This is a genomic window from Duganella sp. GW822-FHT06D06 (genome assembly GCF_058799615.1).
On the sequence record NZ_JBXALQ010000021.1, the window covers coordinates 99,013 to 112,573 of the forward strand.

Below are 13,561 nucleotides of genomic sequence, written 5' to 3' on the forward strand. Positions count from 1 at the left end.
GATTTTATGGGGTTTCCCGCAATCCACTATATCAGCGTGACAGCCACGCGTGGCAGTGGCATACTGCCATTGGCAGTTTGGCAGTCACCTTGAGGAAAACGCTTATGACGGATCACCATCTTCTCCAGGCGCCCGAAGTGCGCGCACTGATTTCCTACCTGGACCACGAAACCGCGCCGATGATCGTGATGAACACGGCGTATGAAATCCTGGCGGCCAACACCGCCTACAAACGCCAGTTCGCCGTGGCCGGCAAGCCTTACCTGGGCCACAAGTGCTATGCGATCTCCCATCAATTTGCGGTGCCCTGCGACCAGGCCGGCGAACACTGCCCGCTGCAAAGCGCCCTGGCGTCCAAGGCACCCGACCGCGTGCTGCATATCCACCACACGCCACGCGGCCCGGAACATGTGGATGTAGAATTGCGACCGATCATCGACGCCAGCCACCGGGTGATCGGTTTCGTCGAGCGCTTGCAGACGGTACGCCAAGCCTCCGCCAGGGCCCGTGGAGCGGGACTGGTCGGGCAGTCGCCGGCGTTCAACCGCGCGCTGGGCGAACTGCAGCGCGTGGCGAAGTCAGAATTGCCGGTGCTGCTGCTGGGCGAATCGGGGACCGGCAAAGAACTGTTCGCGCGTGCCCTGCACGAAACCAGCTTGCGCGCCAGCGGGCCCTTCGTGGTCATGGACTGCTCGGGACTGACCGAGACGCTGTTCGAGAGCGAAGTGTTCGGCTACGAAAAAGGCGCGTTCACCGGCGCGCTGGCGCGCAAGGCCGGCCTGGCCGAAACGGCAAACGGCGGCACCCTGTTCCTCGATGAAATCGGCGACGTGCCGCTCAGCATGCAGGTCAAGTTGCTGCGGCTGATCGAATCGGGAACCTATCGCCGCGTCGGCGGACTGGAAACGCTGCAGACCAACTTCCGCCTGGTGACGGCGACCCACAAGCCGCTCGAACGCATGGTCGCCGACGGCCAATTCCGTCAGGACCTGTACTACCGGATCGCCGCCTTCCCGTTGCGCCTGCCGCCACTGCGTGAGCGCAGCGGCGACATTGCGCTGCTCGTGGAGTCCTTGCTGCAACGCAGTGGCGGCAATGCCACCCAGCGCATCTCGTCCGAGGCGCTGGCGGCGCTGGGCCGGTATCCATGGCCCGGCAATATACGGGAGCTGCGCAACGTCATTGAGCGCGCGCGGCTATTTGCCGACGATGGCGAAATCAAGGTGGCCCACCTGGGCCTGGTCGCACCTGCCGTGCCGCCCAGCGCAGCGCCATTGGATGAAGCAGGTTTCGCCGAGTTCGCGCGCAACTTTGCCGGCTCGCGCAAAGCGCTGGCGGCCGCCTTGGGCATGAGCGAGCGCACCTTGTATCGCCGGCTCAAACAGGCCGGTCTCGCCTGATATCCCCTTTGGCAAGCCTGCGGCCCGCATTGCCCGACGGCATGTTGATCGGCCTACCAGCTTGTGACCGCAAGTCATTTACTGCACTTGAATTCCATGGCACTGCGGGTCCGAGACGGCACGTCCTGCGATGCGCGGGAGGCCGAACGCCGCCATCGCCCTGCTCGCCTGCGCACCTTGCCGGCGCTCTCCCCGTCCTCAATATTCCATTGAAATAAACCAATTCGTGTCATCTTGAGGAAACATGAATTGCATAGAATATCGCCGTTGATACGAACTGTTAGTTATTGAAGATAGTTCAAATTTTCAAAAGAGATTTTCTCCAAAGCAGATACAGGGACGCCTGCACTTGCACAAAATTCCGTGGCTGATGGCCCTACATTTGCAAAGAACTCACCGATGAATTTCCACCCACATCAAATCGCCGCCGCCGTGGCGCTGCTCGCGCTGCAGGCTTTCCAACACGCCCAGGCGCAAGCCGCCGATACTGCCACCCCGCCGCCTGCCGCGCAGGACCAGGCCCAGCAAAACGCCGTGATCGTCACCGGCACCCGTGGCGCAAACCGCACCCAGTTCGACACCATGGCGCCGGTGGACGTGTTCACCCGCCAGGACATCGCCGCCGTCGCGGCCACCGACCTCAACGACGTACTGGCCCAACTGGTGCCATCCTACGTGGTGCAGCGCCTGCCGATGGCCGACGGCCAGGTATTCGTCCGTCCCGCCACCCTACGCGGCCTGTCGCCGGACCAGACGCTGGTTCTGGTCAACGGCAAGCGCTTCCATCGCAGCGCCCTGCTGGGCACACGCGGCGCGCAATCGGCCGACCTGGCGCAAATTCCCGCCAGCGCCATTAAGCGCATCGAAGTCCTGCGCGACGGTGCGTCGGCGCAGTACGGCTCCGACGCCATCGCCGGCGTCATCAACATCATTCTCGACGACAGCGTCGGCAGCGAGATTTCGGCGCGCCATGCACAGTATTCGGAAGGCGACGGCAGGAGCAACGAGCTCAGCGCGCGCAGCGGCTTCGCCTTCGGCGACAACGGCCGCCTGGTGCTGTTCGCGGAGTTGGCCCAGTCCGATCCCACCTCACGCACGCGCCAGCGTCCCGACGCCATCGCCTTTCAGGCCGCGCATCCGGACTTGTCCGTGCCGAATCCGGTGCAGCGTTGGGGCCAGCCTGAACTCGACAATCAACGCGCAGGCTACAACGGCACATATGCGCTGAACGATGATCTGGTGCTCTACAGCTACGGCCTGTTTGGGCTGAGCGACGGCACGTCCGACTTCAACTGGCGTAATCCAGACACCACCAGCGGCGCTTTCGGGGCCAGCAAAATCTTCCCGGGCTGGAACTTGCGCAGCATCTATCCGACCGGCTTCAGCCCGCAATATCGCAACAAGCAAAACGACCTGCAATTGGCGGCCGGCCTGCGCGGCAGCATCAACGACCACTTCAGCTGGGACATCGGCAGCTCGTTCGGACGCAACCGCATCGACTATTATTTGTCGAACTCGATCAACGCCTCGCTCGGCCCCGCCAGTCCGACCGCCTTTTACCTCGGCCAGTTGTCGCAGGAAGAAAAGAACGTCAACGCCAACTTCAATTACGCATGGCGGCTCGCCGAATTGGCCGAGCCCGTCAACGTGGCCTTCGGCGCAGAATGGCGCAACGAAACCTACGGCGTGAGCGCCGGCGACCCGGCCTCGTATGCGGTGGGCGCGGGCGCGGCCACCGGACTGGAGGCCAATTCGAACGGCGCACCGGGCTTCAGCGCGCGCCAGGCAGGACGCTGGACCGAAAACGTGTACGCCGCCTACCTGGACGTGGAAGCTCCACTGAGCCGCGCCCTGAGCGTGGGCGCCGCCGCCCGCTACGAGCATTTCTCGGAATTCGGCAGCACCAGCAATGGCAAGCTGTCGGCCCGTTACGCCATCACCCCGGGCTTCGCCGCACGCAGCTCGTTCTCGACCGGATTCCGCGCGCCGACCCCGGGCCAGCTCAACACCAGCAGCACCAACCAGGGCCTGGACACCAAGACCTTGCAGATTTTCACCAGCGGCCGCCTGGCCAACAGCGCCCCGCTTGCGGTGCTGCTGGGAGCCAAGCCGCTGAAGCCCGAGAAGTCGAAAAACCTGTCGCTCGGCGTCACCTGGAAAAACGACCATGGCTTCTCCGGTTCGGTAGACATATATTCCATCAAGGTCACGGACCGCTTCAGCACCTCTGCGTCGCTCGCCATTCCCGCCGGTGTCGCCAATCCACTCGGCTACAGCTCGGTCACGTATTTCACCAACGATTTCGACACCAGCACACGCGGCATCGACATCGTCGGCAGTTACCAGCGCCGCCTCGGAAAAGGCAAACTGAACCTGACTACCGCCTACAACTACAACAGCACCGAGATCGATGGCGGCAACTCCAGCGTCGCCACCAACGCCACGCAGCGCACCATCTTTGAACAGCGCCTGCCGCGCCAGAAGGCCACCTTCAGCAGCACCTACGATCTCGGCAAATGGGGTGGCCTGGCACGCCTGCGCTATTACGGCGCCTGGACCGACAGCACCGGCAACGCCAGCGGCGACGTGTTCCAGCGTTTCGCCGCCATGCGCTTCATCGACCTGGCCGGCACCTACCAGATCAGCAAGCTGCACTCCTTGCGCTTTGGCATGGACAACGTTTTCAATTCGTATCCGGACGAAGCCACGTTCCAGGCCAGCCGCGGCTTGATCTACTCCCGTAACGCGCCGTACGACACGGACGGACGCAAGCTGTTCGTCGAATACCGGGTGAAGTTTTGAGGGTTGATCAACAACGCCGGGGCTGGTTGCGGGCTGCCACCGTGCTGCCCTGGGCACCGGCCGGCGCCTTGGCGGCGCTAACCGTGTCGGCGGCGGCCGCGCCGCCGCCGCCCCCCGGCCTGACGCCCGATGCGCTCGCCAAAGACGAAGGCTATTGGTCGCAGGTGGCCGGGCTGTACGACATGAGCGATGAGGTCGTGTTGCTCGACAACGGCTACTGGGGTTCCATGGCGCGGCCAGTGCTGGAAACATACGCCCGGCACACCGTCGAGGTCAACCGCGGCAACGCCTGGTACGGCCGGACGCGCTTTCCGGCCCAGTTCAGGGTGGCGCACGAGCGCGCCGCCGCCGCGCTCGGCGTGCACCCCGATGAAATAGTCCTCACGCGCGGCGCCACAGAAGCGCTGATGACCTTGATCGGCGGCTACAACCGCCTGCGTGAAGGCGATGTGGTGCTGTATGCCGACATCGACTACGACTGCAGCATCGACGCCTTGCGCGGCCTGCAGCGACGACGCAATATCAAGGCGGTCGCCATCGCGATGCCGGAGCCGGCCACGCACGACATGTTGATCGAGCGCTATCGACAAGCCATGGACGCCCAGCCGCGCCTCAAGCTGATGTTGCTCACCCACGTCAACCATCGCAACGGCATGGTGCTGCCGGTGGCCGAAATCAGCCGCATGGCGCGCCAACGCGGCATCGACGTCATCGTCGACACGGCGCACGGGTTCGGCCAGTTGGACATGCGCATCCCTGACTTGGAAGCCGACTTCGCCGCCATCAACCTGCACAAATGGATCGGTGCGCCGGTGGGCGTGGGTGCGGTTTACATCAAGCGCGGCCGGGTTCCAGACATCGACACCGCGCTGGGCTCGGGCGATGGGGACGACATCCGCCTGCGGCTGCATACGGGCACCGTCAACTTCGCGGCATTCCTGGCCTTGCCGCCGGCCCTGGATTTGCACGAACGGATAGGCGTCGCCAACAAGCAAGCTCGCCTGCGCAGGTTGCGCAACCTGTGGGTGGAGCCGGCGCGCGGGATAAGCGGCATCGAGCTGCTGGCCTCTCCGGATCCGCGTCTGAGCAGCGCCATCGCCTCGTTCCGCTTAGCCGGCCGCACCTCACTGGCCGACAACGTAGCCGTCGCCAAACGATTGCTGAACGACGCTGGCGTGTTCACGGTGCACCGCGATGGACTTGCTTCAGGAGCTTGCGTAAGGGTCACGCCATCTGTGTTCACATCAGAAGCGCAGATGGCGCGACTGGTGAAGGGACTCCACGACCTTGCCCGCACCAGCTGATTCAAGGGTCTTTATGGGCCCCGGGGCGGCTTACGTCGCTCCGGGGCCAACGACCGCATTAGTCAGAAGCGAATTGGCGTCCGCCGCTAAATGGGCACCGGGCCGCGGCCGGCGAGCGACGAACGTACCGATGCGACATTGAGTCTTTCCCCCTCAATTTCAGCGGTCTTGACGACATCCCGATTTCCCAGCCATCGGCGGTTCTCGTGCTGGAACAATAAAAGGAGTCATGTCCCATTTTCCCGGCGCCGTCCGCCCGCAATCATCCGCCCAGGCCTGCATGAGCAGGATGCGCTTATCCAACTGGTCGCCGCGCCGATAGGCCGCCTCCACCCGTTCGGGCAGGCTGTGGGCAAGCGCATGCTCACAGACCTCGCGCGTAAAGGCGTTGCCGGCCGCCTCGGCGCACCAGTCGCGGAAGGTGGAGCGGAAGCCGTGGATCGTGATACCGGTGCGCCGCATACGCCTCAGCACAGCCGTCAGTCAGGCTCATATCGGACAATGGCTGGTCTTTCATCCCCGGGAACAGCAACGCGCACTGGTGCGGCAAGGCGCCCAGGAGCGCCAGGGCGGCGTCCGAGAGCGGCACCCTGCGCTCCGTGCCCGCTTTCATCCGCGACGCCGGTACGGTCCATAGGCGGGCCTCCAGATCGACCTCGTCCCAACTGGCGCCGCGCACCTCGCCCGACCGCGCCGCCGTCAGGATGGCGAACTCCACGGCGCGCGGCGATCCCCTCTCGGCGGCGCAGCTCCACCATGAAGGCGGAGGTCTCGCGCCAGCGCGCCGGATTCTCGCCCTGCCGGAAGCTGCTGACCGTCGCCCAGTCGAGGATGCTCTCGATGCGTCCGCGCTGGCGGGTCGCCGTTTCGTTTTTGGTGTTCCAGATCGGCGCGAGTACCTTGACCACCATGGCGGTGTCGACATCGGTCACCGGCAGCGCGCCGATCACCGGCGACGCGTAGGTTGCCAGAGTGCTTTTCCGTTGCGCTACATGCTTGGGATTGCGGCAGCCGCCCTCGTGGGCCTGAATGTAGCCGGCGGCGCACTGGTCGAAGGTCATGCGCCTGGCTTGCTGGGCGGCCTGCATGGCGCGCGCGCGCAAGCCCCACGATCTGGCACGATCCTAGTCCCATCTCGTGGCGTTTTCCGGCGCGCCGGTAGCGGAATACCCAGCTCTGCGTGCCGGTCGCGGACACCTGCAACTGCAAGCCGCCGCCGTCGGCATAGTAGCCCGCCCGCCTACCCCTCCAGCGAAACTGGATTGGGGCGGACAACGGCGGACGTCACTGGACAGAAAAAAGGCCGTTTCTCCTATGAGAACGCACCAATAAAAAAACCGCCGAAGCGGGTTTCTAAAAATACTGGCGGAGACGGTGGGATTCGAACCCACGATACAGGTATAAGCCGTATGCATCCTTAGCAGGGATGTGCCTTCGGCCACTCGGCCACGTCTCCTAGTCGATCGCTCAACTTTTCCTTCTCTACGATGTTGCTATGGAGTAGGCGATCGATATCGTATAGGTCGTTCTACGTTTGGTCAAGGGACGCGCTCGGGTGACGCATGCGTCGCGCGCCCTCGGCGCGCGGGGCTGGCGCGCAGCGCCAGCAGTTGGGCGATTCGGAGAGCCTTCGCGCCCTCAGGGCGCTCCGTCTTCGAATCCCACCGCCTCCGTCCGGAACTAATAAAAAAGCCTCCCGCAGGGGAGGCTTTTTTATTAGTTCTGGCGGAGACGGTGGGATTCGAACCCACGATACAGGTATAAGCCGTATGCATCCTTAGCAGGGATGTGCCTTCGGCCACTCGGCCACGTCTCCTAGTCGATCACTCAACTATGTCTTTTCTACCAAACTGCGCTAGAGCAGACGACCGTCATAGTATAGAGCGAGACCGGATTGGTCAAGGCTAGCCGACGATATTTTTTGAAAATTTTATGCCTTCTCCAACTCGAACGCTTTGTGCAGCGCGCGCACGGCCAGTTCCATGTATTTTTCGTCGATCAGCACGGAGATTTTAATTTCCGAGGTCGAGATCATCATGATGTTGATGCCCTCTTCCGACAGCGTGCGGAACATCTGCGACGCCACGCCCACGTGCGAGCGCATGCCGACGCCCACCACCGAGATCTTCGACACTTTGGCGTCGCCGGTGACGCTGGCGGCGCCCAGCTGTTCCTTGGTGCCGTTGAGCACGTCCACGGCGCGCTGGTAGTCGTTGCGCGACACGGTGAAGGTGAAGTCCGTCTTGCCGTCGACCGACTGGTTCTGGATGATCATGTCGACTTCGATGTTGGCGTCGGCCACCGGGCCCAGGATGTGGTACGCCACGCCTGGACGGTCGGGCACGCCCAGCACGGTGATTTTGGCCTCGTCGCGGTTAAACGCGATACCGGAGATGACTGCTTGTTCCATGTGTGTATCTTCCTCAAACGAAATCAGGGTGCCCGAGTTGGCTTCTACTTCCAGGTCCAGCATCGGGTCGGTCAGCGACGACAGAACGCGGGTCGGCACGCGATAGTTGCCGGCGAATTCCACCGAGCGGGTTTGCAGCACTTTCGAGCCCAGCGACGCCAGTTCCAGCATTTCTTCAAACGTGATCGCCTTGAGCCGGCGCGCGTCCGACACCACGCGTGGATCGGTCGTGTACACACCGTCTACGTCGGTGAAGATCAGGCATTCGTCGGCCTTCATCGCGGCGGCGATCGCCACGGCGGAAGTGTCCGAACCGCCGCGTCCGAGCGTCGAGATGTTGCCGCCATCGTCCACGCCCTGGAAGCCGGTGATGATGACGATCTTGCCGTCATCGAGGTCGCGGTTCACTTTTTCATTGTCGATCGATTGGATGCGGGCTTTGGTGAAAGCGGAATCGGTTTTAATCGCGACTTGCCAGCCGGCGTAGGACACGGCTTTTTTGCCGATCGCCAGCAGCGCCATCGACAGCAGGCCAACCGACACCTGCTCGCCGGTGGAGGCGATCATGTCCAGTTCACGCGGGTCGGGCTGGGCCTGGATTTCCTTGGCCAGCGAAATCAGGCGGTTGGTCTCGCCGGACATGGCCGATGGGACGACGACGATGCGGTGCCCGGCGTCATGCCACTTGGCGACACGCCGCGCCACGTTCTTGATACGGTCCGTCGAACCCATCGACGTACCGCCATATTTGTGCACGATTAAAGCCATAACAGAGAGTTTTCCGCTCAAATAAAGGTAAATGGAACCCTTAACTCTACATGCCGCACTGCAAAATAACAAGTCAAAAAACTCATAAAGTCATACCGTATAGACATATCTACATACAAAATTCGGCAGATAGGGGTGATTGTCTATACAGCCTGCCAACGCAGGCGCCAGCGTGAAACACCCTCACCCACCAGGTGGTTGCAATCCATGCCGACCCCGGCCGCGAACAGCACCTGGCGGCCGGCGCTGACCACCGGCAGGCGCGAGCGCTCCCAGGCAGGAATGTTCAACGCCTGGTAATGATACTTGAGTCCGCGTGTCGGACGGTTGTGGGCCGGCTTGAGGCGCTCGCCGCCCTTGCGGAATTCAATCAGCAAGGACTGGCCGCGCAGCCAATCGGCATCCAGCCCGCCTTCGCTCTCGCCGGCCGGCTCGAAGTGCAGCACGCCGCCGTAGGCCGGGAACGCCATAGCGGTTTCGCCGTTCCAGCGGAACGAGGTGCCCGGCGTTTTGTCGAACTCGTCTTCGCGCGTGCCTTCCAGGTCTTGCAGTTTGGGCGTGATGTGCAGGCGGTCGCGATGGCGTCTTACGTGACAATCCGGGTGGGTTACCAGCGGTTGCGCACCGTCGCGTGCTTCCAACAACTGCACCAGCATTTCGGACAGCCAGGCCGCGCTCGGCATGCGCAGATTGCGGGTGGCGAACCAGCGGCGCAGCATGTTGTAGCTGCGATCCAGGCTCAGCAGGCGCAGCTGGGCAATATCGATGCAGTCGTCGACCAGGCACAGGGCCAGGTCCTGCTCCGCCAGCTCGGTCAGCAGGCGCTGGGCCGACTGCGCGTGCTGGGCGCTGCGCGCAAAGCGTTCCTGGAAGCCGGGAAAGGCTGCATCCAGCGCCGGCATCACCTTGTGGCGCAGCGCGTTGCGGGCGAAGCGCGGGTCGTCGTTGGATTCGTCGTTGATGTGGGCGATGCCGTGCTCGGCCACGTAAGCGGCCAGTTGCTTGCGCGAGGCCGGCAGCAGCGGCCGCACCATCACCAGCTCGGGATTGGCCAACAGCTCGGGCGCGGCGTTGGCGGCGTCCATGCCGGACAGGCCGGCGGGGCCGGAGCCGCGCAGCAGTTGCAGCAGCACGGTCTCGGCCTGGTCGTCCAGATGGTGCGCGGTCAGCAGCAGCTTGACGTCGTGCCCGGCGCACAGCGCGCCCAGCGCGGCGTAGCGCACCTTGCGGGCCGCCGCTTCGGTGCCGCTCTTCTGCAGGTTCGCCAGCTGCACGCGGCGCGCTTCAAAGGCGACGCCCAGCGCGGCGCAGGCTTGTTCGCAGTGCGCCAGCCAGGCGTCGGCGTTGGCGCTGAGGCCGTGGTGGACGTGGAAGGCGTACAGGGCCACACCATGCGCTTGCGCGTAGGCGTGCGCGAGGTGGAGCAGCGCCGACGAGTCGAGGCCGCCGCTGAGGGCTACCGCCATGCGCGGCGCACCCGGCTGCTGCGCCAGCGCGGCGGCGACGGCTTGTGCGAAGGTTGAGGACAAGGTCGGGATCTGTTGCTTCTTCAATTGCTGCTCCAAAATGCAAACCGGGGGCATGCGCCCCCGGTCGTTGTGTCATGCCGCGCGCTTACTCTTGCGGCGTGGTTTCTTTGAACTTACCGTAGCTCATCAGTTTCTCGTGGCGGGCTTCCAGCAGGTCCTTGGTCTTCATGCCGTGGAACTGGCGCAGCGAATCAGCCAGCGCGCGCTTGAGCAGCGTGGCCATCTGTTTCGGATCGCGATGCGCGCCGCCCAGCGGCTCGGTGACGATCTTGTCGATCAGGCCCATCGCCTTCAGGCGGTGCGCGGTCAGGCCCAGCGCTTCGGCCGCGTCGGCGGCGCGCTCGGAGGTCTTCCACAGGATCGAGGCGCAGCCTTCCGGCGAGATCACCGAGTAGGTCGCGTATTGCAGCATCAGCACCGCGTCGCCCACGGCGATCGCCAGCGCGCCGCCGGAGCCGCCTTCGCCGATGATGGTGGCGATCAGCGGCACTTTCAGTTCCGCCATCACGTACAGGTTGTGGCCGATCGCTTCCGACTGGCCGCGCTCTTCCGCGTCGATGCCCGGGAACGCGCCCGGCGTGTCGACGAAGGTGAAGATCGGAATGCCGAACTTCTCGGCCAGCTTCATCAGGCGCATGGCCTTGCGATAGCCTTCCGGCTTCGGCATGCCGAAGTTGCGCAGCGCGCGTTCCTTGGTGTCGCGGCCCTTTTGATGGCCGATCACCATGCAAGCCTGGCCATTGAAGCGCGCCAGGCCGCCCACCACCGACAGGTCGTCCGCATAGCTGCGATCGCCGTGCAGTTCGTGGAAGTCGGTGAAGATTTCGTTCACATAGTCCATCGTGTATGGACGCTGTGGGTGGCGCGCGATCTGCGCAACCTGCCAGGGGGTCAGCTTGGCGTAGATGTCTTTGGTCAGTTGCTGGCTCTTTTTGGCCAGACGGTCGATCTCCTCAGAGATGTCGACAGCCGAATCGTCCTGGACGAAACGCAGCTCTTCGATTTTGCCATCGAGTTCGGCGATCGGTTGCTCAAAGTTGAGGAAAGTCGTTTTGGTCATTGTACCTCCGTGATTATTCTCAGCCATGCGGACACAAAAACGCCTCGCACAGCGATTAGAGCATCTATTCTACAGCAACCGGGTCCAGGCTACGCCATAAGTACCAGGTCGCCACCGTGCGCCACGGCTCCCAGTTGGCCGAAACCTCGCGCGCGTCGCTACGGGACACAGGTTCGCCGGAAAAATAATTCTGGCTGATGCCCTGGATCAAACCGGGGTCATCGAGCGGCAAAACATTCGGCCGCAGCAGATTAAATATCAAAAACATCTCGGCTGTCCAGCGGCCGATGCCGCGGATCTGCACCAGTTCGGCGATGACGGCTTCGTCATCCATCTGGTCCCACTGGCTGGTGTGGACGCGCTTGTTCTTGAAGTGGTCGGCCAGGTCGAGGATGTATTCGGTCTTGCGCTTGGACAGGCCGCAGGCCGACAATTGCTCGGCGCCGGCCTTGATGATCTGCGCCGGCGAGCATTTCGGGCTGACCAGCAGCAGCTTCTTCCAGGCGGTGTCGGCCGCCTTGGTGGTCACTTGCTGGCCGACGATGGAGCGCGCCAAGGTGGTAAACGGGTCGTCGTGGCCGACCAGGTGCAGGTCGCCAAATTGCGGGATCAGCTTTTTCATGATGCGGTCCCGCTTCATGAGCTCGATCTTGGCCTGTTCCCAGTACGGCGGCACGGCCGATACCGGGCCGGCTGCGCCCTCGTTATCCTTGGCGGTGACCATTATGCGCGGCGCCAGTTGGTCGTGCCGTCAGGCTTGTCTTCGAGGATGACGCCGGCCGCCAGCAGATCGGCGCGGATCTTGTCCGATTCGGCGAAGTTGCGCGCCTTCTTGGCTTCGATGCGTTTGGCGATCTGTGCCGCGATGGCGGCGTCGCCGGAGGCGTCGGACGCGCCGACCGCGGCCTGGCGGAATTCCTGCGGCGTGCGGCCCAGCAGGCCGATCACGCCGGCCAGGGCCTTGAGCTGGCGCGCCACGGCGGGCGACTTCGACTTGTTCAGTTCGCTCACCAGCTCGAACAGCACGGCCAGCGCGACCGGCGTGTTGAAGTCGTCGTCCATCGCCTCGGCGAAGCGCACCGCGTACGGTTCGCTCCAGTCCAACGCCAGGCCGTCGCCGTCCATGCCGTCCAGCGCGGTGTACAGGCGGGTCAGCGCGACGCGGGCGTCGTCCAGGTGCACGTCCGAATAGTTCAGCGGGCTGCGGTAGTGGGCGCGCAGGATGAAGAAGCGCACCACTTCGGCGTCGTACTTCTTCAGCACGTCGCGGATGGTGAAGAAGTTGCCCAGCGATTTGGACATCTTCTCGTTATCCACGCGCACGAAACCGTTGTGCACCCAGTAGTTGACCATCGTGTGGCCGAACGCGCCTTCCGACTGCGCGATTTCGTTTTCGTGGTGCGGGAACTGCAGATCCGCGCCGCCGCCGTGGATGTCGAAGTGTTCGCCCAGCAGCGCCGAGCACATGGCGGAGCACTCGATGTGCCAGCCCGGACGGCCCTTGCCCCACTTGGAGTCCCACTTGACCTCGTCCGGCTCGGCGTCCTTGGACGCCTTCCACAGCACGAAGTCCAGCGGATCGCGCTTGCCGGTGTTGACGTCGACGCGTTCGCCGGCGCGCAGGTCGTCCAGCGACTTGCCGGACAGCTTGCCGTAGTTGGGGAAGTTGCGCACCGCGTAGTTGACGTCGCCGTCCTCGCCCTGGTAGGCCAGGTCCTTGGCTTCCAGCGTCTCGATCAGCGCCAGCATCTGCGGCACGTATTCGGTGGCGCGCGGCACCAGCGTGGCCGGCAGGATGCCCAGCGCGCCGGTGTCTTCGTCCATGTACCGCGTGAAACGGGTGGTCAACTGCGAGATGGTCTCGCCGTTCTCGACCGCGCGCTTGATGATCTTGTCGTCGATGTCGGTGATGTTGCGGGCATAGGTGACCTGGTAGCCGGAGGCCAGCAGCCAGCGGTACATGACGTCGAACGCCATCATCATGCGGGCGTGGCCGATGTGGCAGTAATCGTAGATGGTCATGCCGCAGACGTACATGCGCACTTTGCCTGCCTCGATGGGAACGAATGTCTGCTTGTCACGCGCCAGCGTGTTGTAAATCTTTAAATTGCTCATCGGGCTCTTGCGGTTTCTTTGCTTGTTCTTTGTATAGCGCGCGCCGCGGTCCCGGGCAATACGAGGACCGGGCGCGGCGCAGTGGGCGCGCACCTGGTATTCATCGCATCACGTTGGAGACCGGCTGACACTCGGTAGTTATTCTTTCCACCTTCTAAGGGGTAGAATGGACA

Annotated in this window: 10 protein-coding genes, 2 tRNA genes and 3 pseudogenes; 3 read left to right on the plus strand and 12 right to left on the minus strand. The window is 63.5% G+C overall.

The window, feature by feature from the left end; translation table 11 throughout:
* Nucleotides 1–104 precede the first annotated feature (104 nt).
* The 3 genes from AC1RMD_RS27565 (at nt 105) to AC1RMD_RS27575 (ending at nt 5,506) form a co-directional block, all read left to right on the plus strand.
* Nucleotides 105–1,400 carry a sigma-54 interaction domain-containing protein gene (locus AC1RMD_RS27565; protein WP_492931428.1) on the plus strand — a complete coding sequence of 432 codons (1,296 nt, stop codon included), beginning with the start codon at nt 105–107 and terminating at the stop codon, nt 1,398–1,400.
* Nucleotides 1,401–1,799: 399 nt separating this feature from the next.
* On the plus strand, nt 1,800–4,202 hold the full coding sequence (locus AC1RMD_RS27570; protein ID WP_492931430.1) for a TonB-dependent receptor plug domain-containing protein: 2,403 nt from the start codon (nt 1,800–1,802) through the stop codon (nt 4,200–4,202).
* Nucleotides 4,199–5,506 (plus strand): aminotransferase class V-fold PLP-dependent enzyme, encoded by a 1,308-nt coding sequence (locus AC1RMD_RS27575; protein ID WP_492931432.1) that lies wholly within the window; start codon nt 4,199–4,201, stop codon nt 5,504–5,506. Before AC1RMD_RS27570 ends, AC1RMD_RS27575 begins: the two co-directional genes overlap by 4 nt.
* An 89-nt stretch (nt 5,507–5,595) precedes the next feature.
* On the opposite strand, the pseudogene AC1RMD_RS27580 reads toward AC1RMD_RS27575, so the two are convergent.
* The 12 genes and pseudogenes from AC1RMD_RS27580 to cysS all read right to left on the minus strand — a co-directional run.
* A pseudogene (locus AC1RMD_RS27580) lies at nt 5,596–5,685 on the minus strand (DUF4172 domain-containing protein); the annotation flags it as partial.
* Nucleotides 5,666–5,968 carry a hypothetical protein gene (locus tag AC1RMD_RS27585; RefSeq protein WP_492931484.1) on the minus strand — a complete coding sequence of 101 codons (303 nt, stop codon included), beginning with the start codon at nt 5,966–5,968 and terminating at the stop codon, nt 5,666–5,668. The pseudogene AC1RMD_RS27580 and the gene AC1RMD_RS27585, both read right to left, overlap by 20 nt.
* Entirely contained in the window at nt 5,871–6,431 is a 561-nt protein-coding gene (locus AC1RMD_RS27590; RefSeq protein ID WP_492931480.1) for a tyrosine-type recombinase/integrase, read from the minus strand. The genes AC1RMD_RS27585 and AC1RMD_RS27590 overlap by 98 nt, the downstream gene beginning before the upstream one ends.
* Nucleotides 6,337–6,594 (minus strand): annotated as a pseudogene (locus tag AC1RMD_RS27595) (phage integrase central domain-containing protein); the annotation flags it as partial. The pseudogene AC1RMD_RS27595 and the gene AC1RMD_RS27590, both read right to left, overlap by 95 nt.
* Before the next feature lie 4 nt (nt 6,595–6,598).
* A pseudogene (locus AC1RMD_RS27600) lies at nt 6,599–6,781 on the minus strand (Arm DNA-binding domain-containing protein); the annotation flags it as partial.
* 88 nt (nt 6,782–6,869) lie between these two features.
* A tRNA-Ser gene (locus AC1RMD_RS27605) sits at nt 6,870–6,962 on the minus strand.
* Between the two features lie 267 nt (nt 6,963–7,229).
* Nucleotides 7,230–7,322: transfer RNA gene (locus tag AC1RMD_RS27610), tRNA-Ser, on the minus strand.
* A gap of 114 nt (nt 7,323–7,436) precedes the next feature.
* Nucleotides 7,437–8,684 carry an aspartate kinase gene (locus AC1RMD_RS27615; RefSeq protein WP_492931434.1) on the minus strand — a complete coding sequence of 416 codons (1,248 nt, stop codon included), beginning with the start codon at nt 8,682–8,684 and terminating at the stop codon, nt 7,437–7,439.
* Nucleotides 8,685–8,827: 143 nt separating this feature from the next.
* The gene (gene tilS, locus AC1RMD_RS27620; RefSeq protein ID WP_492931436.1) at nt 8,828–10,237 is read right to left on the minus strand and encodes a tRNA lysidine(34) synthetase TilS; all 1,410 of its coding nucleotides are present in this window, start codon (nt 10,235–10,237) and stop codon (nt 8,828–8,830) included.
* A gap of 61 nt (nt 10,238–10,298) precedes the next feature.
* Complete coding sequence (locus tag AC1RMD_RS27625; protein ID WP_020706147.1) at nt 10,299–11,273, minus strand: acetyl-CoA carboxylase carboxyltransferase subunit alpha; 975 nt, start codon at nt 11,271–11,273, stop codon at nt 10,299–10,301.
* A gap of 64 nt (nt 11,274–11,337) precedes the next feature.
* Nucleotides 11,338–11,997 (minus strand): DNA-3-methyladenine glycosylase family protein, encoded by a 660-nt coding sequence (locus AC1RMD_RS27630; RefSeq protein WP_492931438.1) that lies wholly within the window; start codon nt 11,995–11,997, stop codon nt 11,338–11,340.
* Complete coding sequence (gene cysS / locus AC1RMD_RS27635) at nt 11,997–13,388, minus strand: cysteine--tRNA ligase (RefSeq protein ID WP_492931440.1); 1,392 nt, start codon at nt 13,386–13,388, stop codon at nt 11,997–11,999. Before cysS ends, AC1RMD_RS27630 begins: the two co-directional genes overlap by 1 nt.
* Nucleotides 13,389–13,561 lie beyond the last annotated feature (173 nt).

Coding starts and splice junctions, on each gene's coding strand:
- AC1RMD_RS27565 (WP_492931428.1), top strand. CDS start 105: ATGACGGATCACCATCTTCTCCAGGCGCCCGAAGTGCGCGCACTGATT.
- AC1RMD_RS27570 (WP_492931430.1), top strand. CDS start 1,800: ATGAATTTCCACCCACATCAAATCGCCGCCGCCGTGGCGCTGCTCGCG.
- AC1RMD_RS27585 (WP_492931484.1), bottom strand. CDS start 5,968: ATGCGGCGCACCGGTATCACGATCCACGGCTTCCGCTCCACCTTCCGC.
- AC1RMD_RS27590 (WP_492931480.1), bottom strand. CDS start 6,431: ATGTCGACACCGCCATGGTGGTCAAGGTACTCGCGCCGATCTGGAACA.
- AC1RMD_RS27615 (WP_492931434.1), bottom strand. CDS start 8,684: ATGGCTTTAATCGTGCACAAATATGGCGGTACGTCGATGGGTTCGACG.
- AC1RMD_RS27625 (WP_020706147.1), bottom strand. CDS start 11,273: ATGACCAAAACGACTTTCCTCAACTTTGAGCAACCGATCGCCGAACTC.
- AC1RMD_RS27630 (WP_492931438.1), bottom strand. CDS start 11,997: ATGGTCACCGCCAAGGATAACGAGGGCGCAGCCGGCCCGGTATCGGCC.
- cysS (WP_492931440.1), bottom strand. CDS start 13,388: ATGAGCAATTTAAAGATTTACAACACGCTGGCGCGTGACAAGCAGACA.